The organism is Ulvibacterium marinum, from assembly GCF_003626755.1.
Classification (GTDB): domain Bacteria; phylum Bacteroidota; class Bacteroidia; order Flavobacteriales; family Flavobacteriaceae; genus Ulvibacterium; species Ulvibacterium marinum.
In genome coordinates this window covers 569390-594110 of record NZ_RBCJ01000002.1, presented here as the reverse complement: position 1 = coordinate 594110, position 24721 = coordinate 569390, and the positions used below count along the sequence as shown (strand labels likewise).

Below are 24721 nucleotides of genomic sequence, written 5' to 3'. Positions count from 1 at the left end.
CCAAAATTCATTTTAAGACGTTTAACAAAATATTTTAAGAAAAGGAAAGGCCAAAAATTACCTTTGCCCGTATATAGGAAAACCAAAAAATTTAACACCAATGAAAAAAGCTTTTTTAGTGCTTATGGTTATTGCTCTGGTTTCCGTATCCTGTTCGGTTTCAAAATCGGCAAGAGGTCAAAGAAATTTGTTGAGCGGTACTTGGAATTTGGACAATGTTTCCTATGAGAACAATACTGGGAACTTCAAATCGGTTATTTTTAATGATGCCGAGGATATTTGTTTTGAAGACAGCGAATGGTTCTTTAGAGACAATAATAGCACCGGACGTTATACCATTAGTCCATCTACCCTTTGCAATGGAGGGGATAGGTACATCCGCTGGTCCGTTGTTGAACGTCCGGAAAATTATACAAGCCAATTGCAGTTTAAATTTATTAATGAAAAAAATAAGGATATTGACGGGGGAGTAGGCTATCGGTTGAATATTGCCGCACTGTCCGAACAAAAGATGACCCTAAAGTCTAACGTTTCCGTGGACGGAGAATCCGTTACCATAGTTTATGACTTCACCAAAAAACAATAAAACACAAAGAAATGAAAGCTATAAGAAAGAGTGTATATGTAATGATGGCCCTTACTTTGGTCATCAGTTGTAAAACGATACAAAATGCCAATAACAAGCAAAAAGGAGCGGTTATAGGAGCCAGTGGCGGTGCGGTAATAGGTGGTGTTATCGGGAACAATGTAGGCAAGGGCAATACCGTACTCGGTGCCATAATCGGTGCGGCTATCGGTGGTGTAGCCGGTGGTTACATCGGGGACCGTATGGATCGACAGGCAGAACGTATTGAAGAGGAAATTCCCGGAGCTGAGGTTACCCGTGTTGGAGAAGGGATCAATGTAACCTTTAATGAGGGGCAAGGAGTGTATTTTGATACCAACAAATCCAATGTTAAAGGTACTTCGGCCGAGACCTTGAATAAGCTGGCGGGAATCTTCAAAGAATATCCTAAATCCATTATTTTGATCGAGGGACATACGGATAGTGCGGGTCCTGACGATTACAATATGAAATTGTCCCAACAACGTGCCGAATCGGTTTCCAATTATCTTGTTTCCACAGGCCTAAGTAGTGGAAGGTTTACTACAAAATGGTATGGGGAGAACCAACCTGTTGCTGATAATTCCACTTCGGAGGGAAAAGCGAAGAACAGAAGGGTAGAACTGGCCATTATGGCAAGTGACGAATTGAAGCAGGAAGCGAAGGTTCAAGCGAAAAATTAAGAAGACTTTCATTTTTCAAAGTAAATCCCGACCAGACGGTCGGGATTTTTTTTGAAATGCCTATCTTTCCTTAGTGGAGCATTTTGATGTGATCATCGTTGGGGGTGGATTAGCGGGCCTTACGGCGTCCCTGCATTTAAAACAGTATGGACATAGGGTAGTGGTTTGCGAAAAACAGCAATATCCACACCATAAGGTCTGTGGGGAATATGTTTCGGCCGAAGTAGTTCCCTATTTAAGAAAACTTGGAATTTTTCTGGATGCCGCCAACACCGTTTCCATAGACATCATGCAATTAAGTACGGTATCCGGAAAATCCATAAAGGCCAAGCTTCCTCTGGGAGGAAGGGGAATCAGCCGATATGCCTTGGATAACTTGCTTTATGAATCGGCCTCGCAAAGGAATGTTCCCTTTGTTTTTGAAAGTGTAACAGCGATACAATTTGCCGATGATTTGTTTGAGGTGCGGATGACATCCGGCACTGTTTTTTCTGCTAAAATGGTCATTGGCGCCTTTGGGAAACGCAGTAATCTGGATAAACAACTGAATAGACCTTTCTTTTGGAAAAAATCCCGCTGGTTAGGTATAAAAGCTCACTACACATACAAGGATTTCTCGGACAACTTGGTAGCACTCCATGCTTTTGAAGGAGGATATGGCGGACTTTCCAAAACGGAAACAGGGGCTGTAAATTTTTGCTATTTGGTATCCTACAACAGTTTTGGAAAAGAAAACGATGTTCATAAGTTCAACGAAAACGTCGTAGCCAGGAATCCCTTTTTAGGGACTTTCTTGGAAAGCGCAGAACCCTTGTTCAAGGAGCCGTTGGCCATCGCCCAGGTTTCGTTCGAAAAGAAGGAGACCGTAAAGGAGCATGTAATCATGTGCGGGGATACTGCGGGGCTCATACATCCGCTTTGTGGCAATGGTATGGCCATGGCCATCCATTCCGCCAAATTGGCCTCGGAACAAATACATCATTATTTAACTGACCCCAACTTTGATCGGGGCCAAATGGAGAAGAAATATACCGTATTATGGAAGAAGAATTTTGGGTATCGTTTATGGATGGGCAGACAACTTCAATCGCTGCTTCTTCATAGGGAATTATCCTCCATTGCCTTAAGCTTGGCCACCCGATCTCCCTTTTTACTACGGAATTTGATCAAACAAACCCATGGCAAGCCCATCGTATGAACATGGATTTTTCAAAAAGGAGTAGGGAGTTGGAACTAATGGACAATCCCGACGTGTCTAAACAAACATTGGAAAATGTCTTACGGGATATCAACCGTGCCAACCGGATTTTAGGAGGAAACAAGGGTACAATTACGGCATTATCCCAATTAATCTCCCAAAATCCAAGGAATAGTTATACGGTATTGGATATGGGTTGTGGTGATGGGGCCATGCTAAGGGAGGTGGTTCTTTTTTTTAGGCGTATCCATAAAAAAGTGAAGTGTATAGGAATCGACTTAAACGAGAAGGCCTTGCAAATTGCGAACAAAGCCTCGGTGGATTTTCCTGAAATCAATTATCTGAAGAGAGATATCATGGATTCGGACACTCAAGGACTGGAATGTGATATACTGATAACTACCTTAACATTACACCATTTTTATGACGAACAGATTCCGTCCATTCTACAACGGTTCGGCAAATTGGCCCATATCGGTATTGTTATCAACGACTTACAAAGAAGTTCATGGGCCTATTCACTTTTTAAGGTGTTTAGCCTTATTTTTATACATACCCAAATCGCCAAAAATGACGGATTGGTTTCTATAGCGCGCGGATTTACCAAAGCTGAATTGATACGATTTTCCAAGGAAATTTTAGGGGCGGAACACGCTATTACATGGCAATGGGCCTTTAGATATGTATGGATCATTAAAATGAACCGACTAACCCGAACATATGAATGAGGTACGAATAGTTTCCACCACCAAGGTATTGCCACCATATTGCAGGGATACCAAGGATATTCTTCCTTTTGTCGATTTCTGGTTGAGTGGTCAAGAGGAACGATTTCGTAGGAAGGTCATCAAAATCTTTGAAGGGGCCGGGGTGGAAAGACGGTATGGAATCATGGATATTGAAGAAGTGTTTACGGCCACCTCTTTTGAAGAAAAAAACGCGATATATGTTCGGGAAGTCAAGAAATTGGGGAAATCGGTTTTACAGAAGGCCTTAAAACAAAGTGGTTGGCAACCGGAATCTCTGGATTATATCATAACGGTAAGTTGTACGGGAATCATGATTCCCTCCTTGGACGCTTATCTGGTCAACGATATGGGACTCAAACAGGAAATCGTAAGGCTGCCGGTTACGGAAATGGGATGTGCCGCGGGAATTTCCGGACTAATATATGCCCATAATTTTTTGAAATCCAATCCGGGAAAACGGTTGGCGCTCATAGCTGTGGAAAGTCCTACGGCCACCTTTCAACTAAATGACTTTTCCATGGCCAACATGGTGAGCGCGGCCATTTTTGGAGATGGAGCTGCCTGTGTACTGTTGTCTTCGGAGGAGAATGCTCCCGGTCCCAAGATTCTTGGGGAAGGAATGTATCATTTTAAGGAGGCCACACATCTCATGGGATTTGATTTGACCAATACAGGACTGAAAATGATTTTGGATCCATCGGTTCCGGAGACCATAGCCGATCATTTCCCAAGAATAATCCACCCTTTTTTGGAGAAGCATGGAACATCCATTGAGAGTGTAGACCATTTGATTTTTCATCCTGGAGGGCGAAAAATCGTGCAGACGGTTGAGGAACTTTTTGGGCAATTGGGCAAAAATATTGATGATACCCGAGAAGTTCTTCGAAAATATGGTAATATGAGCAGTGCTACCGTTCTTTACGTTTTAGAACGGTTTTTGGAAAGGGAGATACAACAAGGGCAACAAGGGTTGTTGTTAAGCTTTGGCCCTGGATTTTCGGCGCAACGCGTGTTGTTGGAGTGGTAAGAAGTATTGGCTTTGGATTTCCAATGAAAAAACAGAAGCGAAAACAATAAATTAAACACGATTGTTTGCAGTATAATATGGACAAGATTAAAAATAAGGAATGGGCCTTGGTATTGGGAGGTAGCAGTGGGCTAGGGCTGGCTACCGCAAAAAAACTGGCATTCCATGGTTTTAACCTCTTAATAGTGCATCGGGATAGAAGGGCTGATTTGGCACTGATCGAATCGCAGTTCCAGGAAATTGCTGCGCAGGGTGTTCAATTACTGAGCTATAACATGGATGTTGCAAATTCTGAGAAAAGAAAGGAAGTCGTTCAAAAAGTAAAAACCCATTTAGGAAGAGAGCAAAAGGTAAAGGTCTTGGTCCATAGTATTGCTAAGGGAAGCCTTAAGCCCATGTATGGGGAAGCGGAAAGTACCTTAAACCAACAAGATTTTCAGCTTACCCTAAATGCCATGGCCTTGAGCCTCTATGATTGGACCAAGAATTTGATGGACCAGGAATTGTTAGCAAACGATACACGGATCATTTCCTTTACCAGTGAAGGAAATACCAAGGCATGGAAAGGGTATGGGGCTGTGTCTGCTGCAAAAGTGACCCTGGAGGCCCTCACTCGGAATATGGCGTTGGAGTTTGCGCCCATGGGCATTAAGGCAAATTGTATTCAGGCTGGAGTAGTGGAGACCAAGGCCTTTCAAATCATTCCCGGACATGAGCAGTTAAGGGATAGCGCCGTAAAACGAAATCCGCATGGCCGTTTGACCACTCCTGAGGACGTGGCCAATGCGGTATATCTATTGACGACCGAAGAAGCCAAGTGGATTACGGGTACAGTGATAAAAGTAGATGGGGGTGAAAGCCTGAGATAAACGAAAGACTTTGGAAAATAATGACATTTTAAAATTGCTTCCCTATTCGCCCCCCTTCCTTTTTGTGGATGAACTTTTGGAGGTGACTGAAGATAGGGTAGTGGGGAACTATTTGTTTTCCCGGGATTTGGATTTTTACCAGGGCCATTTCACGGATTTTCCGGTTACCCCCGGGGTGATTTTAACCGAGTGCTGCGCACAGATCGGACTGGTGTGTCTCGGAATCTTTCTCTTGGAGGCATATATTTCGGAAAACAAGGATTCTAATATTTCGGTAGGTCTAAGCAGCTCCGACATGGATTTTTATCATCCCGTACTTCCAGGTGAAAAAGTGACGGTCACCTCTGAGAAAGTGTATTTTCGTTTCAACAAGCTAAAGTGTAGGGTAAAAATGCACAACAGCACAGGGAAATTGGTATGTAAAGGAGTTATTTCGGGCATGTTAAAGCTGCAAGAAATTGAATAGGCGGGTCGTCATTACGGGTCTTGGTGTTTGTGCGCCTAACGGAGTGGGGCTAGATACATTTACAGACTCCCTACGGAACGGAAATAGTGGTATCCGCTTCCAACCCCGACTAAAGGAATTGAATTTTGGTTGTCAAATCGCCGGGGAACCCTTAGTAAAAGATAATCTTGTTGACAAGTATTTTACCCCATTGCAGTTACGAGGTCTCAACGCAAGCGGAATCGTATATGGTGTGATCGCGGGTACAGATGCATGGAAGGATGCTGGATTGAAACCTCTAGACAAGGACCAACCCGACTGGCAAAGCGGAATTATTTTTGGGACAGGAATCCTGGGCGTGGACAAATTTCGGGAGTCCATTCATTTAGTGGACGATAACAAGGTAAGGCGTTTGGGAAGTACTGCCGTATTGCAGACCATGGCCAGTGGCATAAGTGCCTATTTAGCCGGTATTATAGGTAGTGGCAATCAGGTAACCACCAATTCATCCGCCTGTACAACGGGAACCGAAGCCATAATAATGGCCTATGATCGAATTGCCTCTGGAAAGGCAGAACGTATGCTGGCCGGGAGCTGTAGCGATAGCGGGCCCTACGTTTGGGGCGGTTTTGATGCCATGCGAATCCTACCCAGACAGTATAACGATACGCCTTCCGAAGGCAGTAGACCTCTTAGTGCCTCTGCGGCCGGATTTGTGCCGGGGAGTGGGGCAGGGGCCTTGGTATTGGAGTCCCTGGAAAGCGCCAAGGCACGGGGAGCCCGAATATATGCTGAAGTTTTGGGAGGATCGGTTAACAGCGGGGGGCAACGCTCCGGTGGTAGTATGACCGCCCCCAATAGCGAAGCCGTACAAAGATGTATCGTACAGGCTGTTGAGCAAGCCGGAATCCAAAAAAATGAAGTGGACGTAATCAATGGCCACCTAACCGCAACGGTAAAGGATCCTATAGAAATCAAAAACTGGAGCCTTGCCCTAGAACGTGAAGGGTTGGATTTCCCGTACGTAAATGCTTTTAAAAGCCTATTTGGGCATTGCCTGGCCGCTGCGGGAAGTATAGAATGCGTAGGTGCCCTTTTGCAATTCCATAACCAATGTGTATTTGGCAATAGCAATTGCGAGGATTTGCACCCCGAGATTTCCAATAGGGTAGACCCGACCAAAATTCCGGTAAAAACCATGGCCTATTCACCAAAAATCATCGCGAAGGCCAGTTTTGGTTTTGGAGATGTAAATGCATGTGTTATTTTTAGGGCTTTTAACGACTGATGCCTCAACTTTTCCCAGGCCATTCCTGGGGTCTAAAATGCTATGAAAAGATGAACGAAGAGCGCTATCACCAGCTAAGGGATATCATACAGATTTATCTTCCCGAAGACGTATCCGTTACGGATATATCAAAAGAAAGTCATTTTACAAACGAGCTCAATATCAATTCCGCCCATTTGGTGGATATTGTTCTGGATGTGGAGGATGCCTTTGATATCATGTTGGAAAACGAGGATATGGAACAGATGCAGACCGTTGGTGATGCTTTGGATATCATTGAGACCAAACTTGCAAAAAAGTAGGATGAAGGAATTTTTAAAATGGGCCCTACCCAGACTTAAAGTAGATAGACGATTGATTCTAATCTATTGTATCGTCTATTTCTTATGGGGCCTGGGGATGAACTGGTTCGGTACCCAAGTGGAAATCGCCAAATTCACCTATTGGTGGCAAGTAATAACCACGTATATCCTCTACATGGTCCCCATTTCCCTTCTATTGCGGGGCCTTCCATTCCATATGCAATACGCCTACGGACTCATAGCTATGTGTCTTTTGGAGTTTGGAGGGTATGCCCTGGAGACCTCATATGCCTATCCCAACAATATTTTGGACCAGTTTTTTGGTATCCGTAATTTCTCCTTGGGGATGGCCCTTTTCTTTGGACTCTATTTTCCTTTGGGCAATTGGGCCGTGGGCAAAATCTACCATCTTGTTTTCAAACCCAACTAGTCCGATTTGACTTCACCTAGGGAAATCTAGTTAGTAAAATCACGGCAAAATCCCATTTTCAAACCGAATTTCCACTTTAAATACGGTATGGAAATATTTGTGCTTCAAATTTAACTTGTATAGACAGGTAAGGATTCCTATATTTGGATAAAACACCATTATGTTTCACCTAGGATTTGTTAGTGCCATACTGGCGGAGAAACCTTTTAAGGAAGTAGTCCATTTTGCCTCGGAAAATGGGTTTCAATGTATTGAAGCCATGTGCTGGCCCAAAGGGGGAAAGGATACACGTCGCTATGCCGGGGTAACCCATATAGATGCGGACACCTTGGATACTCAAAAAGAGTCCATTCAGCATATATTGCAAGAAAATGAAATTTATGTATCCGGATTGGGGTATTATCCCAACCCTTTGGATCCAAATTCGGAAAATGCTTCCGTTTATATTGAACATATCAAGAAATTGATTTCTGCCGCTCCCAAATTAGGGATACCTGTGGTAAATACATTTCTAGGAAGGGACCCTGGAAGGAGTGTGGACTATAATTTGGACAAATTTAAGGAGGTTTGGCCAGATATTATATCCTTGGCCGAAAAGGAAGGTGTTAAAATAGGGATTGAAAACTGTCCCATGCTTTTTACCAAGGACGAGTGGCCCGGAGGCAAGAATTTGGCAATTTCCCCGGCAATTTGGGATAAGATGTTCAATATGATTCCTAGTGACCATTTCGGACTCAATTATGATCCTTCCCATTTGGTATGGATGCAAATGGATGAAATACAGCCCATCTATGATTTTAAGGACAAGTTGTTCCATATTCATCTAAAGGATGTAAAGGTGTACAAGGACAAGCTGGATAAGGTGGGCATATTGGCCTATCCCTTGGAATACCACTCGCCCAAGATACCTGGACTGGGGGATGTGCGTTGGCGCGACTTCTTTTCGGCCCTTACCACGGTAGGTTATAAAGGTCCCGTTTGTATAGAGGTAGAGGACAAGGCCTTTGAAGGTTCCGAAGAAGATGTCAGGGCCGCAATTTTGACCAGCAGAAACTATCTGCGTCAATTCTTGTCCTAATGGAAAAAACACTGCCCCACTATAAAAAACTCCATCTTGCCCTTAGGCAAGGTATCCTTTCCGGGGCCATTGCAAAAGGTTCGTTATTGCCCTCTGAAAATGAATTGAGTGCTAGGTACAATATTACCAGGGCCACGGTACGGCAGGGGTTACAAGAGCTGGTTCGTGAGGGATTCATCGAAAAACGTATGGGTATTGGCAGTGTGGTAGTCAATGACCGGAAGACCTTGGGACTTTTAACGTTCAAAGGGTTTTCCGAAGTCTTGGAATCAACTCCCTTGTCCTCTACCACACAGAACCTAAAAATGGGAACGACCGCAGTTTGGCCCTCCCCATTTTTTTATGAACCCACCGCTTCGGAAAAAGAGGCAGGCTGTTTTTTTCTGGAACGCTTGAGAAGTGTAGAAGGGCACCCCGTGATGTTGGAGTTTACCTATATTCCACAAAAGGGTGTTCCTAATTTCTTTGAAAATATGGAAAACGGTTCCTTGTTCGCCACCCTACAACAGGAGTACAAAATTGAAATTTTAAAAGTGCTACAGGATGTAAGGGCCATACATGCCCCCGAGGCTATTCTAAAACGTCTTGAGCTAATTGACAATACGCCGGTGCTCCACATCAACAGAAAATACCTGACCAATACATCCGATTTTCATATCTATAGTTCGCTGTATTGCAACACAACAAAATATTCGATAAGTAATTTTTTCAATTAAAATCCATATTTCTTATGACATCACCTGTTAAGGTTCATGAGTTGGCCAAAATGATCGATCATTCCCTCTTGCATCCCACCATGACGGATTCCGATATGGTACAAGGCTGTAAAATAGCCTTGGAATACGATGTGGCCTCCGTATGTATAAAACCGTATGCCGTTCCCTTGGCGGTCGATATTCTAAAGCACTCCAACGTTCTGGTGGGCACGGTAATCGGGTTTCCCCATGGGAATTCTACCCTAGAGATCAAGGTGGCCGAGACCATCCAAGCCTGTAAGGATGGTGCCGTTGAAATAGATATGGTGGTAAATATTGGAAAGGTCTTACAGGAGGATTGGGATTACGTGGAACGTGAAATCGCGGCCGTCTGTAGGGCAACCCATGAAAACGGGGGAATTCTAAAGGTTATTTTTGAGAACGATCATCTTCCGGAAGCCAAGTATAAGATAAGGCTGTGCGAAATATGCTCTAAACTGGGCGTAGACTTCGTAAAGACCAGTACGGGTTATGGCTTTGTAAAAGGAGCGGACGGAAGCTACAATTATAAAGGGGCAACCCCCGACGATTTGGAGTTGATGCGCTCGCATTCCGATTCGGAAATACAGGTTAAGGCAGCCGGAGGGGTGCGTACCTTGGACGACCTTTTAAAAGTAAAGGCCTTAGGCGTAAGCCGCATCGGGGCTACGGCCACTGTTGCCATTATTCATGAGGCCAAGGAAAGATTTGGGGACGGAGCGGACAAAAATGTGGTCATGGAGGATTCCCCAAGTGGTTATTGAAACGAACGAATTGATACGGTATCATGAAAAAAATTAGAATCGGGGTTGCCGGATTGGGATTCATTGGCCCCATACATATTGAAGCGCTACGTCGTATACCGGGACTCGAAGTCGTTTCGGTACATCATCACAATGACGCTGTTCAAACCAAGGCGGAACAATTGGGCATAGAACGGTACTATCAAGATTATGATGCCTTCTTAAGCAGTGACCGTTTGGACTGCGTTCATATTTGCACCCCAAATTTCCTCCACTATGAAATGGCCCGGGAAGCTTTGGCACAAGGCCTACATGTGGTCTGCGAAAAGCCTTTGGCCACGAAAATATCCGAGGCAGAGGAACTGGTGGCCTTGGCAAAAAGTACCCATCGGGTGAATGCCGTTCAGTTTAATGTGCGCTACTATCCGCTGATCCGTCAAATGAAAACGATGCGGGAAAAGGGGGAGTTGGGGGCTATTCATACCGTTTTGGGATCATACCTTCAAGACTGGCTGTTTTACGAAACCGACTATAATTGGAGGTTGGAACCTAAAAAGTCGGGAGAGTCACGGGCTATTGCTGATATTGGCTCACATCTTATGGACCTTTTGGAATACATCACAGGACTTAAGATTACCGCAGTGATGGCCGATTTTGACACGGTACACAAGACCCGTAAAAAGCCTCTGGTTCCCGTGGAAACCTATTCAGGAAAACTATTGAAGCCTGAGGATTATGCCGATGTTCCCATAGCTACCGAGGACACGGCCCATGTACTGCTTCGGTTCAACAATGGCCATAAGGGGTCCATAACCGTAAGCCAGGTAGCGGCGGGTAGAAAGAATAGGGTGGCGTTGGAGATTTCGGCCGCCAAATTGAGCTTGGCCTGGGAATCCGAAAAACCCAATGAGCTTTGGATAGGAAAACGGGACGAAACCAATGGACTTTTGTTGCGCGACCCTAGTCTGTTCCATGCAGAAGCCAATAAGATTACCTCCTTTCCCGGAGGTCATAACGAAGGCTTTGCCGATACTTCCAAGCAATTGTTTTCTGAAGTCTACAACGCCATCCGAACGGGCATACCCCAATCTGAATGGAAATTTCCAGACTTTGGCGATGGACTACGGGAATTGGTACTGGCGGAGGCCATTATTGCAAGTAACAAGCAACAAGCCTGGATAACAGTTCCCTAAAATCGGGCTATACGCTTTCGGTCCCTTTCTTTTTTTCCGGTATGGCCAAGGAAGCTATAATTCCTGCAACGAGGGAGACCGATATCACGGTGAGGGATACCCATTCCGGCAGTTCGATCTGATGGGCGAAAAGCATTTTAAGACCTACAAAAGCTAGGATGACCACTAGGCTATAATTTATAAAGCGAAACTTTTGCAGCATCCGGGATATTAGAAAATACATGGAACGTAGGCCTAAAATGGCCAGGATATTGGAGCTGAAGACAATGAAAGGATCCGCGGTAATGGCCAAAATAGCGGGAATGCTATCCAAGGCAAAAAGGACATCGGTCACCTCAATGATGACCAAGGCCACAAATAGGGGAGTGGCGGCCGTGACCCCCATGCGTTTTACAAAAAAGTCATGCCCATTAAGGGTCGTGGTTATGGGGTAAAGCTTTTTAAGCTGCCGAAACATGAAGGATTTTTGCGGATCGAATTCCGAATCATTGGATTTTAGCATCTTAAATGCCGTGTAGAGCAGAAATGCCCCAAATACATAGATTATCCAATCAAATTTATTGATCAAGGCCACCCCAAAAACGATCATCAATCCCCTAAAAACAATGGCACCCAAAATACCCCAAAAAAGGACACGGTGCTGGTAGAGCGGGGGAATGTTAAATGCAGCGAAGATTACGGCTATGACAAATACGTTATCAATACTTAGGGAAAGCTCTATGAGATAACCCGTAACATACTTAAGAACAGCGGTATTAGGTGTTAATCCCGTAGGGTTTTCCACCAACCCACTGGAGAACAACCAATAAATGACCCCGCTAAAGCCCAATGCTATGGATACCCAAAGTGCGGTCCACATTCCCGCTTCCTTGCTACGTATTACATGCTCGTTTCTATGGAACACCCCAAGGTCCAGGGCCAGGAACACTATGACCAAAGCAATAAATAGTACCCATATCCACATAGCCAATTTTTAAGGTGCCAAGTTAACCATCCATTTTTTTGATGACAAGGGGTCGATGAAAGATTTTGAACTATTTATTGGAGCGTCAAAAGGAAATTCACGATTACTTCATTATCCTTTCTTTCCTTTTTGATATCGATTCCGAAGTCCGAGGAAAATAGGGTAGTGGTGCCTATTATTTGATTGGCCTTTCGGGTGAAATCTATGCTAATCGATTTACTTTTTCCTTTTAGGGTCAGGTCGCCGGTGACCTTAAAACCCGTATCCGTGTTGGTTACGGAGGTGCTTGCAAAGCTTATTTCCGGATAGTCGTCCGCATTGAAATATTTTTTGCCCTTTAAGGACCAATCCCGAAGAAAGTTCCCGGTCTTTAGAGTCTCCACACTTACGGTGCCCTTGAATTCTGAAGTGGATAGGTTATCCAGGTCAATAGCAGAGGAGGAGCTAAAGCCAGAAATACTCCCGTCCACGTCCTTGGAAACAAAAGTAAAGGTAATTTCCGCACTGGAAATTCCATTTTGCGCAAGGACAAGGGTGGACTGTAAAAGTGCCAATACCAAAAAAACAATCCATCTGGATTTCATACGATCAACAGTTCATGAAGTGTGCCAAAGTTAACCAATAATTTGAGTCGATAAACAGAAGGCAAAAATCGATATAGCGCCGGACAAGGGCCAAAATTCATATAGTGTCCCAAAAAGATTGTATTTTAAAGGTGGAACAGTATTTGATTTTGAATGAAAGAATTAGCGAATTGCACCCTTGGGCTGGCCATCTTGTTTTTCGGTGTGCAAACTACTAAAGCCCAAAATTCGGAAAAGGAAGAATCTGCCATAATCGAACGGACCTATATGGAACGTTTTGAACCTCAACTTATCAAATCGGTAGAGGAACGATTGGCACTCAAACAACTGCGAATTGCCGAAATGCGCCGAAAAATGGTAATTCTGGACTCCTTGGATATTTCTGAGCGAAGACGTAGGGCATTGCAAAAGGACCTTCGTAACAATCCTTTTTCCCACCGACTGTCCAAGACCTTGTCTACTATTGAGTTTATGGATGGCGTAGAGGATTAAGGCATATCTCTCTGTAGAACTATTTAACGCGATTTCATTTTTTCCTTTCGTTTCCGTAGTTGGCGCTGTAGGTCGTCCACGGATTCTGAGATGGAAGCTTCAAAGGAAGCATGGCTTGCTTCGGCAAAAAGTCGGGGACCAGGGGCACTTAGACGAATATTACAGATTTTACCAGTATCCGGCTCCGAAGTGTTTTCGGTCTTAAAAAAGACATCGGCACGAACGATGAAATCGTATTTGTCCAATAATTTATTTAGTTTTTTGGATGCCAGTTCTTCCAGTCGGGGACTGGCCTGGACATCATGATACTCAAAATGGATGTTCATGAAATACAATTTAGGTTCAGTGGAAAGATAAAGAGAAGCAAAATGAAAATCAAATGGAGGCTATTTAAACTAAACTTAAAGTTTATTCTAAAAAAACGTTAAAGTCTGATTCTCGGTCAATTAGGGATATGATTTTTTTCTAACTTTAAATAAGCTGTGCGATATTGGCTATAATCCCCTAAATCCCTATCCTATGAAATCCCTCAAAGACGACTACAGAACACGGAGCCAAGACCCCCTTGAAAAGAATACCTTGGTCTTAAAATTGGAACGTAGTCAACAAGATGTGGGACAGTTGCGGAACAAATTGAACTCCTATATCTGCGAGCCCAAAACCTATAGTTTGTTTGAACGCATGGAAGCCTTAAAAAACGGCTTGGACACCTTAAGCAATACCAATAGGGAAATTATATTGTCCGTAAGACAACGAAAAAAGCATACTGTTGATTTTGTAGATCGTGTACGGCAACAGTTTATAGCATTTAATGAATTGCAGCGTGGCGTAGAAGAGTATATGCAGGGATTGCGGAGTTATTGAGGTAAACCAGTTAATTGGAAGACAATAAAAAACCTGATTGAAATGAACAATCAGGTTTTCTTGTTTAGGCTTTTTTAGTTTCCTAATTGGCGTTTACACCGATATTGGCTGCGGAAATTACCGTATAGTCCTCTGGAGTGTTGTGGATGCTAACATGTCCGTCCAATTGCAATAGGCCCTCATAGGAAATTGAAGTTCCTACATCGAGTTTTGAAACGGTAGTTGTACTCACTTTACACTCACAAGGATTTAGCGTTAAGGCGATGGCTCCACCTTCTTCGGCAGTATTGAACCGGATATAGGCGGGGTGTACGGCCACGGAAGAACCGTCGTCCAATTCCACCAAGACTTCCGTTTTGCCGTCACTATCTTCGGTAAAAGTTACTGTTCCGGTAATCCCATTAGGTCCAACGGCCTGTAATCTATACTCCGTACTTTGAAGGATTACGCTGGAAACATCATCTTTTTTGCAGCTGGTAATCAAGGCAAATACCACCGCGATTACTAGAAAAGGGGCTTTTTTCATTCGTTACGTTTTAGTTAATTCTTAAATGTTCTTTTTCATGGCATTTACCATATGTGGTGCAATTTGAATATAAGTTTTTATTTTGTTTCTTTTTTTTCGATAAAGTGTACGAATAATAGGGGGTATTATTAAAATAGTACATACAAATAAGATTCTATTTGACATAATATAAATTATGGAACAAACATATCAGTAATTTGTAGATAGCCCGTCAAGGGCTATTTTGGCATAATATCAGATATAGACTCCGCTGGCTAAGCGGAACATATCGTTAGATATTATGTAAAAACAAATTATGAGTATTAACTATGAGCTCTTTGGAAGCAATCGCTGAGCTTACGCACGTATGCCTGCCACAAAGTCTCGCCGTCAAGAATAAATCAGCCACTGGCTAATCTATTTTGCCACGTATTTGTACTCATAAATTAGCCGTTATGCCTGTCCGCCGAAGCTTACCGAAGGCGGGTAAAACCTGCCCGAAATGAATGGATTCATTTCATTCAGGCGGGTTGCCGCACAGCCAAACGCCTGTCTGCCGACAGGCAGGCTCGATTGTTTTTTATAAATAAACGCTCTCCTCTGATTGAATTTTTCTTTTTGAGTACCTCTGATATTATGTCAAATAGAATCTAGTTGGGTTCGTAACCAAATATTCCGAACATTCCTAAAATCCACCAAATTAATCCAGTACCTAACAGAAAGCCCAAAATCAGGCAAATAACAACTGGAAAGGATGCCCAGCGAACATAAACCTTTCCAAAACCGTAGAATCTACCCCGTAGTGAAAGAAAAATTGAGATTATAAATGTACCCCCTAAACAAGCTATTATAAAATCAGTTGTTTTGTCATAAGCCAAATAACAAAAAGACAAAAACAAAATTGAATTTATTATTGGAATCCAATTGCTCTCAAAAATATCTTTAGGATTAGACATACTTCACAAACGCTTTTTTCTTTCTTTTCTTTTTTTCTTGATAAAAAAAGAAACACGGCCGAGCGTAAAGAAAATGTACCCAAAGTACATTTTTAGGGAGGAGCGAGCCGGCGCGTTGGCCTTTTGTAGACAGCCGCTTCATCTCGCCGCCAAAAGTAATCACCCACTGGGTAATTTCTTTTGTCACGTAGATAACTTTGGAAACAACCCGCCCGAACGTGCCGTTTCGGTACGGGCGGGTGTACGGGTCGGTCGCTAAATTTTAGGATCCATTCTAACTATTAAGACCGCTTTGAACTTTTTGAAACATTTTAGAGATTAACAAAAAGTAGTGCCAGCCCCCTAAAATTCTTAACGCTCCTCTCCCCTACCTGTCCGCCGAAGTAAAACGTAGGAGGATTGTTTTGCCAAAGTTCTCTTAGGCCTTTTTACCTCTCGAATCTTAACAAATCGTATCTTTGAAATATGAACGTAAGACTGACCAAGGAGCAAAAAATAAAAGTGCTCAATTCAACTGATATCTATGCGATAATGCAGCAGATATTGCTTCGGGAAAACAAAATTCGTAGAAATCAAGAACACTTTTGGGTCGTTGGTCTAGATAACAAACACCAAATACTTTTTATTGAACTCATAGGTCTTGGCGCCGTAAACCGTGTAAATGCTGACCCGCCTGATGTGTTTAGAATGGCCATTTACAAACTGGCTGTAAAGATGATTCTCGTTCATAACCATCCTAGCGGCTCTTTAGACTTATCAAAAGGAGACAACGCGTTTACCGACCGTATGCTTAAAGTGGGCAAATTGATCAATATCGAGGTCATTGACCACCTTGTCATCTCGGAAACAGACTATTTTAGTTTTGCCGACAATGAGCTTATTGATAAACTCAAAAAATCAGGGCTATTTGAGATTATGGGCCCTGAAAAAAAGGAGCTGGAGCAATGGAAAATCGATATCGAGAAAAAGCGGGCTATTAAGCAAAATAAACTGGAAATTGCTAAGAAAATGAAGGCTAAGGGATACGATAATGATACTATCAAAGAGCTTACTGGATTGACTAGTGCGGCGATTAAAAAGTTGTAGACTCCACTCGCCTGCCTGTCCGCTGGAGTCCTTTTTCGGAGTAGAAGAATTGTTTTGTCAAAAAACTCTCTAAAGTAGTTGCCACATCATTAGAACTTCAACCTTTAAAAATATTTTGATTGTGCCATTCAAGAAACTTTGCATCTGGATAAAATCTCTGAGGAAGCTTTATTTTGGCATTTTTGTATGGTAAGAAGAACTTTTCTGTTTGATTGTCCACATTATCCAAAACAATTTTTGATAATCTAATTTTGTAATCTGGAGTTACAGTAATTAACCCATCGTCAAATGCTTTATCGTGCAAGGTATTAAGGCATAGCCCATTTGATGGATTCATTCTTTCTTTTAAAGCAACTGACCATGGAATAATATGGCTAGCAACAAGAAGTTGTGGAATGGCGATTCCCGTGACACAGCAAGATTCAGTATAAGAAGCGAGAATTGTTTTCCTAAAAAAAGACTGATTAACTCTTGTTTTGATGATTGTCTCTCGTTCTTTTCCTTCTTTTGGTAAATCAAGCAAGTCTATTCCCGAACTATTCTCTATTGAATCTATCTTTTTACTTGCAAGTATTTGTTCGCTTTGCCAGGCAAGTTCTTCCCAATTACCATGGAATTCGTGCCAAATCAATTCCTCCCCTTTTGCCCCACGTTTTAGACCTGAAACGTTCCTTGCCTTAAGTGCAGGATCATGTCTCATAAAATTAGCGAGCTTCATCGCTACAGAACCATCAGAACGATCTAATATTTGTGCTAACTCTTTGACTGCAGGATAAGTCGAATTAATCTTTGATAGGGGAATCTTACAGTAGAGATTGAATGCCAGTATATGTTCTTCTCTTGTCCAATTTTTATTAGCCATTATGGGTTGTCAATTTGATTTTTTACTTCATTTGAATCCCAAGGAGTAATTCCTGTTCTAAAGAAGTGTGCACCAAATTTCCCAATAATTTCATTAGTAAGCTCATCACTTAAAGATACCCGTTTAAAATAATTATTTATTAATTGCTGTCTTTCAATCATAAAATATTTAGATAGTGCTAGCTTGCCTCCTTCAAATATAGGGGATGGAGGAATATGTCTATCATAGCCTGAAACTGTGGGATCTCCTTGTAACATTTTAGAAATTTTATCCTTTTTTGTGATAATTTCCCCTAAAATGAAAGGGCAAACAAGAAGCGATTGGCTTCTCATAACATTGCATCTAGGTGTAAGTATAAACACAAATTCTTCACTCTCATTCTTTTTGAAAATATCTCCTGTCCACACCGGTATTTTACCGGCTCTTTGAATATAATGTTCAATGGTATTAACATTTTCCTCAACTAATCTTCCATCTTCCCCCACCTCTGGTGCTAATAAATCTGAAAGTAAACTTCTGATGGCTATTCTTTTGAAAACCTTCTTTGTTCGCCCTGGCGCTAGTTCTTCACCAACATTAATTTTTATCTGTTCAATTATTTTGCCGATTTGGTCATTTTGGTTGAATTGATTTGTGAAGGCAATATGCAAATCTTCATGAAGTTGACTCTCTATCAAGCCTCCAGGGCAAAAGACTTCAATAAAACCGGAATCATACAATGACTTAAACTGATCAAATACAGGTTTGATACCCTTGTCTTTATCTATTTTGTACACAGTTCCGTACCCATCAAAATCATCGCCGAGGGCTTCTAAATATCCGCTGTAAATAAATATTGGTATATTATAATTCGCAAAACTAGTTTTGATGTTTTCTAAAAATTTTGCATTATTTTTCTGTAATTCCTCACCTCCTGGTTCTTCACTTAACAAATCAAAAATCAATGCTTTAAGTGAACCAAAATTCTCATCCAAAGCCTTCTCGAATTCTTCTTTGTTCTCACAGATAACATATTCAATATCGAGACCATATTGATCAAATAAATTCTTTGAAGGATCAAGAATTTTCTTTTTTTCGTTATCTAAATGTATAATAACCCCGTTAGCCATCTTCGTCTTTTTTGATAATAAATGCTGGACCATCTTGTCTGTTTTCGGCAGAAATCTCCCATTTATTTCTACTTAGGATACTCTGAGTGAATGCCAATCCTAGACCAGTCGCATTTTTCTCCTGTCTCGTAGTAACTCCGTAACTAAAAATATGATCTATAATTTTCTCATTTATTTTCGGGCCTGAGTTGCTAACAACAAGGTCATTGTTCTCTAAATGGAATCGTATTTCACCAGGCCTGTTAGATTTTTTAATCCAATAAACTGCATTATTTATAATATTTAAGAAGGTTATCCAAAATGCATATTCCAAGTCCGTTATCTTATAGTCCTCTAATCTTTCGTCAATAACTATTTTGATTTGACTATCCTCTGTATCAGATTTAAAAAGATTACAAACCTTCAAAAAAGTCTGACAGGGTTTAAAAGCTTTTCGTCTAGTCCTACCAATCGCAGGCTGTAATGATTTCCTTAATTCAACAAGTACACTAGTAGAATGCTCTAACGTGTTTAAATCTGAAATGAAACTTTCTAACGCATCTTGGTCAATCTTTTCCTTTTTGAAACCCAGAGAAGATTCAGTGGTTCTTAAACCTGAAATTGGTTGAGCCATTTCGTGATAAACCAATTCTATTCCAGCACCTAACGACGCCAATCTTTCTGAAAATGAAAGTGATTCTTCTAAATTATCCAGTGAGGTACCTACCTCTTTCATAAATTTTTCAGAATAACTAATTATATTCTTATCAGAAGTATATGTATTTATTGTTTCTAGAAATTCCTCCAATCTTGGCCTTTGATGTTTGCTTTCGGGTATTCTCCCTATTCCATGTAATAATCTAAAATTATATCTTCTACGGCCTAGATTTTTAAAAATTATTGACAATGTGGTTTTAACTCGAATGAATGCTTTATTTTCAAGAAAACCCTCTCTATTTGTTTTCTCCTCTAGATTGTCGTTTACTGGGGAATAAAAATATACATAACCAAGTATTTGATTAGTATTTACATTTTGACCTGGGTTTTGAACCCTAGCCTTAGAAAGCCCAATCCAATCTTCCACCTCTTCTCCATAGGGTTTTACACCGAAACCATTTTTTGATATACGAAGTCCTTGGAGTTTTTTAAAAGCGCTCCTAAATTTAGAACCACTTTGAAGTTTCGCTTCTTTGGCTAATTTCTCTAAATTATCTTTCTCACCTATATCGTATACTCTTAAGTCAAAGTAATATTCTCCTGTCTCAGGTTTATTTTTTCGCCCATTTAGTTCAATATCAAATTGATTTGAATTGTCCTTTTTATCATCCTCGAATATGTCCTCAAACGAAATTTCAAATTTTTCATCATATTTTTCACCTACTAGCCGATGGTATGACATATAGCCGCTTACATTTCCTTCTTCGGACACTTTACCGTAAACCCTATAATCATAGGCTGTCTGAATTGGAATTGATTCAACTTTTTGCCAATCAATAATATTTTTTGTCTGATTCGGCAGAAGATTTGTGCCAAACTCCACTTGGAAACTACTGTCTTTTAAAGAAATAATTTTTTCGTTACCAATTATTTTCTTTTCTAATAGTTCTTTTTGTATTTTTTTATTGAGCTCTAAAGGGGTTATTAAGGTTGCTATTGATTTGTAAAAATCAGTGTCTCTAAGTGTTTCATCCTCATCACTTAATAGTTCAGTTTGACTAAAATTATCTTTTAATATTTTCAAAACCGTTTCGTCCAAATGCTCGATTATTATTAATGTGCCTTTAGAAAAAGTGTTTAAATCAGCATTTTTGAGAAAATTGGTTAAATTTTCATTGTGTTTGATATTTCTAGTTTCTAAAACCTTTTTAGATGTTAGCAGTTCGAAATAATTTTCAATCTCATCTCCGGGAAATTTTATCTTTGATAAGAGCTTGTCCTGTCTGAAAAGTTCTCTATTAATTGTAATCCAACAAAATCTTTGGTTTGGCTTTTTCCTTGATACTACAGTAACATACTCACCCAGGGCCATTGCTGCCAAGCGGCCTATTCCCTTACTACCAAGTAAGTGCCTCTCATAAATTTCACTTTTGGCATTTAGTGTCCTTTTTTTGCTTACGGAAGGTTTTAGCCAATCACCAAAAAGAGTTTTTTCATCCATTCCGCTACCATCATCGTAAATAATAGCAAAAGACCTACTTGTCACCGGATCGTAATGAAAATATACGCCACAATTTTGGGCATCGGCATCATAACCGTTTTTAACTAATTCGTTAACAGCTGTGCTAGGATGGCCAATTAATTCTTCCCCCATTTGAATTATGGACATCGCTCCGGGTTCAAAAATATGCTGCCTTATTGCTTTTTCAGCCATGTAATTGATCTTTTATTTTAACAGCAATTTCCTTAGCTAATAAAGGAGGTACTGCATTACCAATCTGCCTAAAAGCAGAGGTCCTCGGCTGATCTTCCTTTATTCCTTCGAAATAAAAATCATCTGGAAAAGATTGTATACGAGCAGCTTCGCGCACCGAAATAGACCTTAATTGTTTTTTGTCTGGATGAATAAAATGATGACCATCTTTAGCAATGTGCGCTATAACTGTATGAGGTTCAACACCAACTACTTTAAATCTATCAAGAAAATGCTTAGTGTTTTTTTGAGTTCTCATTTCTTCTGGAACTTGACTGTTTTTTAGTCTTTTGCCGTTTTCCAGTAATTCAATTGCTAAATTATAAATTGCTAAATCCCTTTCATTATGTGGTCTAGTTATGTGTTGAGTTACAAAATCAATCCCATTTCTAATTGCTTTTGAAGACAGATAGGCATTGGTTTCGGATGCATAGTTTTGTATTCTTTTAACTTCTCCGGGTTTAATTGATGGTAAATCATTAAAAATATCATCCCGATAAAACTTATTTTCAATCTTCTCAAAATCGGGATAGTTAAACTCTAAATCCTTTTTCCACCCAATTATTATTACCCTTTTTCTATTTTGAACGACACCAAAATCGTATGCATTTAATGACTTTGCTTTTACCTTGTAACCAATTCTCTTATAGTACTTTTGAAGATTATTAAAGTACTTACCGCCTGCCGCCGTAAGGAGTCCCGGGACATTTTCAAAAACAAAAACCTTAGGGTTAAATTTTTTTAGATACCTACCATACTGAATATAAAGGTTTGTACGCTCATCATCTTTTTTGTGTTTCAAAGGAGCTCTACCAACAACTGAATAGGCCTGGCACGGTGGACCTCCAATTATTAAATCAACACTATCTCCACTTAATAAATCCTCTATTCTCTGAAAAACCCTTTTGTTGTCCCTTCCTATCTCAGCATTAATAACGGAATCTATTATTTCTGCCGGAACCTCTTTGTAAAGTTCATTTCGATCAATGTCTCCTTTTAAATAACTGTAGTAAAAATCTAACTTGTTTATCCTCCGTAAGTGATGAAAAACGGCTCTAGTTTTCAAAGTGAAACATGCAGCTCGATCGAATTCGACATGTACAATTGGCTTAAAACCAGCTGTTAAAAACCCTTCGGACAAGCCTCCTGCACCAGAAAATAGATCGATATAGTTCACTTTGTGAAATTACATCTTTAGAAAACCCTATGCAATAGGTATTTTTGGAGGAATAATCTTACATTAAATATTGAACTAAAAATTAAGTTGTCTAGCTATATTTGCCATTCCACACACATTACCCTCCCCTCCTACCTCGGGTCGTGTAAAAATTGTTTATTCATGGCTTGTTTATTTTTTTTAAAGGTATTCATGAATCTAGAATGTGATTTGGCTGGCGCCTAATCCCATTCTTCGATTTCATTACCTTTTGAGAAGAAGCTTTTTAGAAGAAATTTTTCAGCGAGTGCAGTACAAACTTGGCCAACGCATCATCTCGCTCAAAAAAGAGAAGGTCTGGAAGACCTTCTCTTTTTATGCCGTTTACCCAAGCAAAGTTACCCGCCAAAGGCGGACAGGCATAACCTGCCCGAAATCAATGAATTCATTTCATTCAGGCGGGCGCGGAACAACTTGTCCGTCTCTGGCGGATTATAGTACATTTCATAGCTATAATCAGACGTTATATAAAATAGCTTGGGAACTTGTCGTTTCTACGCGGCATGGGGCTTCATTGCTTCCAATAATCCGTTGAGAGAATCATGAAATAAACTTTCTGCCCAACATCCCCAACAACTTACCATATCACTCTGGCTGTTGGACAGATGTGTTTTCACAAAAGTGGAATCCGACAATTGTGCAAAAGTTTGACCAATTATCTTTGTGGTGCTATTTGATGTTAGCTTTTTCTGATTATTCACGGCTTCTTCGAAAGATTCATACCAATCCACCTTATTTGTCAGCCTTAACACGGTTTTTAACAGTACAAGTTGGTCTATTGCCAACCATTCCATCAAATTCTTGGTTTCTATTATCCCTGCGTTTAGGTATTCTATTACTTTGGAATCCAAATCTTTTATGCTCCTCGCCCCTTTTCTATTAGCTATATGTTCAGGTATCATAATTTATTCTTTTTCTTGGTTTCCCCGGTGGAGATATGTTCACAATCTGGACTTTATATATGATTGATTTACAGAATATCACCAATTATGGTTACTTAATGATTTAATTTATTAATGAGTTTTGATACAATTGAAGTAACAATACTAAATCTGGATATTCTCTAAATTGTACCCATTATTAAATTTTACATTCTTGGAAAACTGTTCAGTCCAAGATTCTTTTATTACGTTTCCATCCCAATCGGCAGGTGCATATTTACGATACGTAGGTATATAGATACCATCTACTTTCTCATACTTAACTTTCACAATATTTGGTTCAGTAAGACCAAATCCGGTAGCATTATATAGAAATTGATCTACTCTATAAGTTTTTGGATTGACATACAAAATATACCTATCCTTGCTTGATTCACCTATGTTATCCCCAAAGCTCATCTCAACTACCTTATAGGTAATCCCATCTACATTTCTGGAGGGCAACATTTTATGATTCACGCCCGGGTCCGATAATTTGAACATCATGGTAAACCAATAATAGTTGGTTTTTCTAAAGATATGACCAAGAAATGCCGGTTGTTCCCCTGTAATAACTTTTCCGTCCATTTTGGAAACAGAATTGTCGCCATCAAAGAACTGTGTGTATTTTTTACCAGGCATTTGAGGTAGGACATAAACCTGTCTTTTAGTATATTCGGCATAGGAGACTTCTCCATTAAAAATGTACCGCTCTTTAGAAACATCGGCTAAATTGTTATCCTTAACTTTAAATATATAATCATAGGATACATCTTTTAATTTATATAAGGCCTTCTTGCCACCATTGGATTCTACCACTTTGGTGATCAATTCTTTAGCTTCCTGTGCCTGGGCCGCAGTTATAAATATAATTAGTACTAATGGGATGGTTTTAAAAATTATTTTCTTCATGATAAATTATTTAATTCGATTTTTACTTCGTTTTGTTTTTTAAAAAAGATTGTGATTTAATTTTATGGATTAATTGTTAGCGTGTGAATTGTAGACCTTGCCACTGATTTTCCATTTACCGTTCTCCTTGTAAAGGACAAAGAAGTCTGTGAAACGGAATCCGCCCCAGTCATAAAATTCAACTTTTGCCGCTGCTGCCGGTCCTGAAATATCTATCCATGCAATATGGTGCTCAACATTCTTGGAAGGCCCGCCTTCACTGACAATATCTTCAAATTGATCTGCGGTCACGTTATAGACTTCTCCGTTAACCGAACCGACAACGTGGGCATGGGCATAGAATGCAGAACGGCTTAATTTGCCATCGCCTGTCTTGGCACTTTCGATATAAGGTTGTAATGCCTTTGCCACTTCTTTGTATTCATCAAAGCTTTGTTTTTCTTGCACTGTTCCCTTTTGCGCGAACACATTAAAGGCGATAAGGGAAAACAACAATATACTTAAGGTCTTCATTTGACT

Annotated in this window: 29 protein-coding genes; 17 read left to right on the top strand and 12 right to left on the bottom strand. The window is 40.6% G+C overall.

What is annotated here, in order from left to right; all coding sequences use genetic code 11:
* The first annotated feature begins 100 nt into the window (after positions 1–100).
* From D7Z94_RS09840 to D7Z94_RS09775, 14 genes are all read left to right on the top strand, one after another.
* Positions 101–586 carry a lipocalin family protein gene (locus D7Z94_RS09840; RefSeq protein WP_120711389.1) on the top strand — a complete coding sequence of 162 codons (486 nt, stop codon included), beginning with the start codon at positions 101–103 and terminating at the stop codon, positions 584–586.
* A gap of 11 nt (positions 587–597) precedes the next feature.
* Positions 598–1287 carry an OmpA family protein gene (locus tag D7Z94_RS09835; protein WP_120711388.1) on the top strand — a complete coding sequence of 230 codons (690 nt, stop codon included), beginning with the start codon at positions 598–600 and terminating at the stop codon, positions 1285–1287.
* A gap of 73 nt (positions 1288–1360) precedes the next feature.
* Complete coding sequence (locus tag D7Z94_RS09830; RefSeq protein ID WP_120711387.1) at positions 1361–2485, top strand: NAD(P)/FAD-dependent oxidoreductase; 1125 nt, start codon at positions 1361–1363, stop codon at positions 2483–2485.
* A 2-nt stretch (positions 2486–2487) separates the two neighbouring features.
* Positions 2488–3213, top strand: a complete 726-nt coding sequence (locus D7Z94_RS09825; protein WP_245967174.1) for a methyltransferase domain-containing protein — start codon at positions 2488–2490, stop codon at positions 3211–3213.
* Positions 3206–4261 (top strand): type III polyketide synthase, encoded by a 1056-nt coding sequence (locus D7Z94_RS09820; protein WP_120711385.1) that lies wholly within the window; start codon positions 3206–3208, stop codon positions 4259–4261. Before D7Z94_RS09825 ends, D7Z94_RS09820 begins: the two co-directional genes overlap by 8 nt.
* 77 nt (positions 4262–4338) lie before the next feature.
* Complete coding sequence (locus D7Z94_RS09815; protein ID WP_120711384.1) at positions 4339–5130, top strand: enoyl-ACP reductase FabI; 792 nt, start codon at positions 4339–4341, stop codon at positions 5128–5130.
* Positions 5131–5140: 10 nt separating this feature from the next.
* Positions 5141–5596, top strand: coding sequence for a 3-hydroxyacyl-ACP dehydratase FabZ family protein (locus D7Z94_RS09810; RefSeq protein WP_120711383.1), 456 nt, complete (start codon positions 5141–5143; stop codon positions 5594–5596).
* Positions 5589–6863: a beta-ketoacyl-[acyl-carrier-protein] synthase family protein gene (locus D7Z94_RS09805; protein WP_120711382.1), complete on the top strand. Its 1275-nt coding sequence runs from the start codon at positions 5589–5591 to the stop codon at positions 6861–6863. Before D7Z94_RS09810 ends, D7Z94_RS09805 begins: the two co-directional genes overlap by 8 nt.
* 50 nt (positions 6864–6913) lie before the next feature.
* Entirely contained in the window at positions 6914–7165 is a 252-nt protein-coding gene (locus D7Z94_RS09800; RefSeq protein ID WP_120712008.1) for an acyl carrier protein, read from the top strand.
* A 1-nt stretch (position 7166) separates the two neighbouring features.
* Positions 7167–7595, top strand: a complete 429-nt coding sequence (locus D7Z94_RS09795) for a hypothetical protein (RefSeq protein ID WP_120711381.1) — start codon at positions 7167–7169, stop codon at positions 7593–7595.
* 160 nt (positions 7596–7755) lie between these two features.
* Positions 7756–8673 carry a sugar phosphate isomerase/epimerase family protein gene (locus tag D7Z94_RS09790; RefSeq protein WP_120711380.1) on the top strand — a complete coding sequence of 306 codons (918 nt, stop codon included), beginning with the start codon at positions 7756–7758 and terminating at the stop codon, positions 8671–8673.
* A complete protein-coding gene (locus D7Z94_RS09785; protein ID WP_120711379.1) occupies positions 8673–9389 on the top strand; it encodes a GntR family transcriptional regulator in 717 nt (238 codons plus the stop codon). Before D7Z94_RS09790 ends, D7Z94_RS09785 begins: the two co-directional genes overlap by 1 nt.
* Positions 9390–9403: 14 nt before the next feature.
* The gene (gene deoC / locus D7Z94_RS09780) at positions 9404–10171 is read left to right on the top strand and encodes a deoxyribose-phosphate aldolase (protein WP_120711378.1); all 768 of its coding nucleotides are present in this window, start codon (positions 9404–9406) and stop codon (positions 10169–10171) included.
* Between the two features lie 23 nt (positions 10172–10194).
* Positions 10195–11343: a Gfo/Idh/MocA family protein gene (locus D7Z94_RS09775; protein ID WP_120711377.1), complete on the top strand. Its 1149-nt coding sequence runs from the start codon at positions 10195–10197 to the stop codon at positions 11341–11343.
* Positions 11344–11350: 7 nt separating this feature from the next.
* Here D7Z94_RS09775 and D7Z94_RS09770 read toward each other — a convergent pair whose 3' ends face one another.
* Both D7Z94_RS09770 and D7Z94_RS09765 read right to left on the bottom strand, forming a co-directional pair.
* Positions 11351–12307, bottom strand: coding sequence for a TerC family protein (locus D7Z94_RS09770; RefSeq protein WP_120711376.1), 957 nt, complete (start codon positions 12305–12307; stop codon positions 11351–11353).
* A 74-nt stretch (positions 12308–12381) separates the two neighbouring features.
* Complete coding sequence (locus D7Z94_RS09765) at positions 12382–12891, bottom strand: YceI family protein (RefSeq protein ID WP_120711375.1); 510 nt, start codon at positions 12889–12891, stop codon at positions 12382–12384.
* A gap of 153 nt (positions 12892–13044) precedes the next feature.
* On the opposite strand from D7Z94_RS09765, the gene D7Z94_RS09760 reads away from it, so the two are divergent.
* Complete coding sequence (locus D7Z94_RS09760; RefSeq protein WP_120711374.1) at positions 13045–13383, top strand: hypothetical protein; 339 nt, start codon at positions 13045–13047, stop codon at positions 13381–13383.
* A gap of 23 nt (positions 13384–13406) precedes the next feature.
* Here D7Z94_RS09760 and hpf read toward each other — a convergent pair whose 3' ends face one another.
* The gene (hpf, locus tag D7Z94_RS09755) at positions 13407–13709 is read right to left on the bottom strand and encodes a ribosome hibernation-promoting factor, HPF/YfiA family (protein WP_120711373.1); all 303 of its coding nucleotides are present in this window, start codon (positions 13707–13709) and stop codon (positions 13407–13409) included.
* A 193-nt stretch (positions 13710–13902) separates the two neighbouring features.
* Between hpf and D7Z94_RS09750 the strand changes: the two genes are divergently transcribed.
* On the top strand, positions 13903–14247 hold the full coding sequence (locus tag D7Z94_RS09750) for a hypothetical protein (protein ID WP_120711372.1): 345 nt from the start codon (positions 13903–13905) through the stop codon (positions 14245–14247).
* An 82-nt stretch (positions 14248–14329) separates the two neighbouring features.
* On the opposite strand, the gene D7Z94_RS09745 is transcribed toward D7Z94_RS09750, so the two are convergent.
* Positions 14330–14773 (bottom strand): hypothetical protein, encoded by a 444-nt coding sequence (locus D7Z94_RS09745; RefSeq protein WP_120711371.1) that lies wholly within the window; start codon positions 14771–14773, stop codon positions 14330–14332.
* A 927-nt stretch (positions 14774–15700) separates the two neighbouring features.
* Entirely contained in the window at positions 15701–15895 is a 195-nt protein-coding gene (locus D7Z94_RS25535; protein WP_147415868.1) for a hypothetical protein, read from the bottom strand.
* 278 nt (positions 15896–16173) lie between these two features.
* Between D7Z94_RS25535 and D7Z94_RS09735 the strand changes: the two genes are divergently transcribed.
* Positions 16174–16794 (top strand): JAB domain-containing protein, encoded by a 621-nt coding sequence (locus tag D7Z94_RS09735; RefSeq protein WP_120711369.1) that lies wholly within the window; start codon positions 16174–16176, stop codon positions 16792–16794.
* A gap of 97 nt (positions 16795–16891) precedes the next feature.
* Here the strand turns inward: D7Z94_RS09735 and D7Z94_RS09730 are convergent, their stop codons facing one another.
* The 7 genes from D7Z94_RS09730 to D7Z94_RS09700 all read right to left on the bottom strand — a co-directional run bounded on the left by D7Z94_RS09730 (position 16892) and on the right by D7Z94_RS09700 (position 24715).
* Entirely contained in the window at positions 16892–17656 is a 765-nt protein-coding gene (locus D7Z94_RS09730) for an HNH endonuclease (protein WP_120711368.1), read from the bottom strand.
* Positions 17656–18765 (bottom strand): hypothetical protein, encoded by a 1110-nt coding sequence (locus D7Z94_RS09725; RefSeq protein ID WP_120711367.1) that lies wholly within the window; start codon positions 18763–18765, stop codon positions 17656–17658. The genes D7Z94_RS09730 and D7Z94_RS09725 overlap by 1 nt, the downstream gene beginning before the upstream one ends.
* Positions 18758–21115 carry a sensor histidine kinase gene (locus D7Z94_RS09720; protein ID WP_120711366.1) on the bottom strand — a complete coding sequence of 786 codons (2358 nt, stop codon included), beginning with the start codon at positions 21113–21115 and terminating at the stop codon, positions 18758–18760. Before D7Z94_RS09720 ends, D7Z94_RS09725 begins: the two co-directional genes overlap by 8 nt.
* Positions 21108–22331: a DNA cytosine methyltransferase gene (locus D7Z94_RS09715; RefSeq protein ID WP_120711365.1), complete on the bottom strand. Its 1224-nt coding sequence runs from the start codon at positions 22329–22331 to the stop codon at positions 21108–21110. The genes D7Z94_RS09720 and D7Z94_RS09715 overlap by 8 nt, the downstream gene beginning before the upstream one ends.
* Before the next feature lie 533 nt (positions 22332–22864).
* The gene (locus D7Z94_RS09710; protein WP_120711364.1) at positions 22865–23272 is read right to left on the bottom strand and encodes a hypothetical protein; all 408 of its coding nucleotides are present in this window, start codon (positions 23270–23272) and stop codon (positions 22865–22867) included.
* Between the two features lie 144 nt (positions 23273–23416).
* Entirely contained in the window at positions 23417–24202 is a 786-nt protein-coding gene (locus tag D7Z94_RS09705; RefSeq protein ID WP_120711363.1) for a hypothetical protein, read from the bottom strand.
* 69 nt (positions 24203–24271) lie between these two features.
* Positions 24272–24715 carry a nuclear transport factor 2 family protein gene (locus D7Z94_RS09700; protein WP_120711362.1) on the bottom strand — a complete coding sequence of 148 codons (444 nt, stop codon included), beginning with the start codon at positions 24713–24715 and terminating at the stop codon, positions 24272–24274.
* Positions 24716–24721 lie beyond the last annotated feature (6 nt).

What these genes read in the sequence shown, in the direction of transcription:
- deoC (WP_120711378.1), top strand. Translation starts at nt 9,404, where the DNA reads ATGACATCACCTGTTAAGGTTCATGAGTTGGCCAAAATGATCGATCAT.
- D7Z94_RS09735 (WP_120711369.1), top strand. Translation starts at nt 16,174, where the DNA reads ATGAACGTAAGACTGACCAAGGAGCAAAAAATAAAAGTGCTCAATTCA.
- D7Z94_RS09785 (WP_120711379.1), top strand. Translation starts at nt 8,673, where the DNA reads ATGGAAAAAACACTGCCCCACTATAAAAAACTCCATCTTGCCCTTAGG.
- D7Z94_RS09705 (WP_120711363.1), bottom strand. Translation starts at nt 24,202, where the DNA reads ATGAAGAAAATAATTTTTAAAACCATCCCATTAGTACTAATTATATTT.
- D7Z94_RS09815 (WP_120711384.1), top strand. Translation starts at nt 4,339, where the DNA reads ATGGACAAGATTAAAAATAAGGAATGGGCCTTGGTATTGGGAGGTAGC.
- D7Z94_RS09835 (WP_120711388.1), top strand. Translation starts at nt 598, where the DNA reads ATGAAAGCTATAAGAAAGAGTGTATATGTAATGATGGCCCTTACTTTG.
- D7Z94_RS09720 (WP_120711366.1), bottom strand. Translation starts at nt 21,115, where the DNA reads ATGGCTGAAAAAGCAATAAGGCAGCATATTTTTGAACCCGGAGCGATG.
- D7Z94_RS09765 (WP_120711375.1), bottom strand. Translation starts at nt 12,891, where the DNA reads ATGAAATCCAGATGGATTGTTTTTTTGGTATTGGCACTTTTACAGTCC.
- D7Z94_RS09730 (WP_120711368.1), bottom strand. Translation starts at nt 17,656, where the DNA reads ATGGCTAATAAAAATTGGACAAGAGAAGAACATATACTGGCATTCAAT.
- D7Z94_RS09750 (WP_120711372.1), top strand. Translation starts at nt 13,903, where the DNA reads ATGAAATCCCTCAAAGACGACTACAGAACACGGAGCCAAGACCCCCTT.
- D7Z94_RS09700 (WP_120711362.1), bottom strand. Translation starts at nt 24,715, where the DNA reads ATGAAGACCTTAAGTATATTGTTGTTTTCCCTTATCGCCTTTAATGTG.
- D7Z94_RS09795 (WP_120711381.1), top strand. Translation starts at nt 7,167, where the DNA reads ATGAAGGAATTTTTAAAATGGGCCCTACCCAGACTTAAAGTAGATAGA.
- D7Z94_RS09710 (WP_120711364.1), bottom strand. Translation starts at nt 23,272, where the DNA reads ATGATACCTGAACATATAGCTAATAGAAAAGGGGCGAGGAGCATAAAA.
- D7Z94_RS09760 (WP_120711374.1), top strand. Translation starts at nt 13,045, where the DNA reads ATGAAAGAATTAGCGAATTGCACCCTTGGGCTGGCCATCTTGTTTTTC.
- D7Z94_RS09775 (WP_120711377.1), top strand. Translation starts at nt 10,195, where the DNA reads ATGAAAAAAATTAGAATCGGGGTTGCCGGATTGGGATTCATTGGCCCC.
- D7Z94_RS09800 (WP_120712008.1), top strand. Translation starts at nt 6,914, where the DNA reads ATGAACGAAGAGCGCTATCACCAGCTAAGGGATATCATACAGATTTAT.
- D7Z94_RS09790 (WP_120711380.1), top strand. Translation starts at nt 7,756, where the DNA reads ATGTTTCACCTAGGATTTGTTAGTGCCATACTGGCGGAGAAACCTTTT.
- D7Z94_RS09725 (WP_120711367.1), bottom strand. Translation starts at nt 18,765, where the DNA reads ATGGCTAACGGGGTTATTATACATTTAGATAACGAAAAAAAGAAAATT.
- D7Z94_RS09820 (WP_120711385.1), top strand. Translation starts at nt 3,206, where the DNA reads ATGAATGAGGTACGAATAGTTTCCACCACCAAGGTATTGCCACCATAT.
- D7Z94_RS09825 (WP_245967174.1), top strand. Translation starts at nt 2,488, where the DNA reads ATGGATTTTTCAAAAAGGAGTAGGGAGTTGGAACTAATGGACAATCCC.
- D7Z94_RS09840 (WP_120711389.1), top strand. Translation starts at nt 101, where the DNA reads ATGAAAAAAGCTTTTTTAGTGCTTATGGTTATTGCTCTGGTTTCCGTA.
- D7Z94_RS09745 (WP_120711371.1), bottom strand. Translation starts at nt 14,773, where the DNA reads ATGAAAAAAGCCCCTTTTCTAGTAATCGCGGTGGTATTTGCCTTGATT.
- hpf (WP_120711373.1), bottom strand. Translation starts at nt 13,709, where the DNA reads ATGAACATCCATTTTGAGTATCATGATGTCCAGGCCAGTCCCCGACTG.
- D7Z94_RS09770 (WP_120711376.1), bottom strand. Translation starts at nt 12,307, where the DNA reads ATGTGGATATGGGTACTATTTATTGCTTTGGTCATAGTGTTCCTGGCC.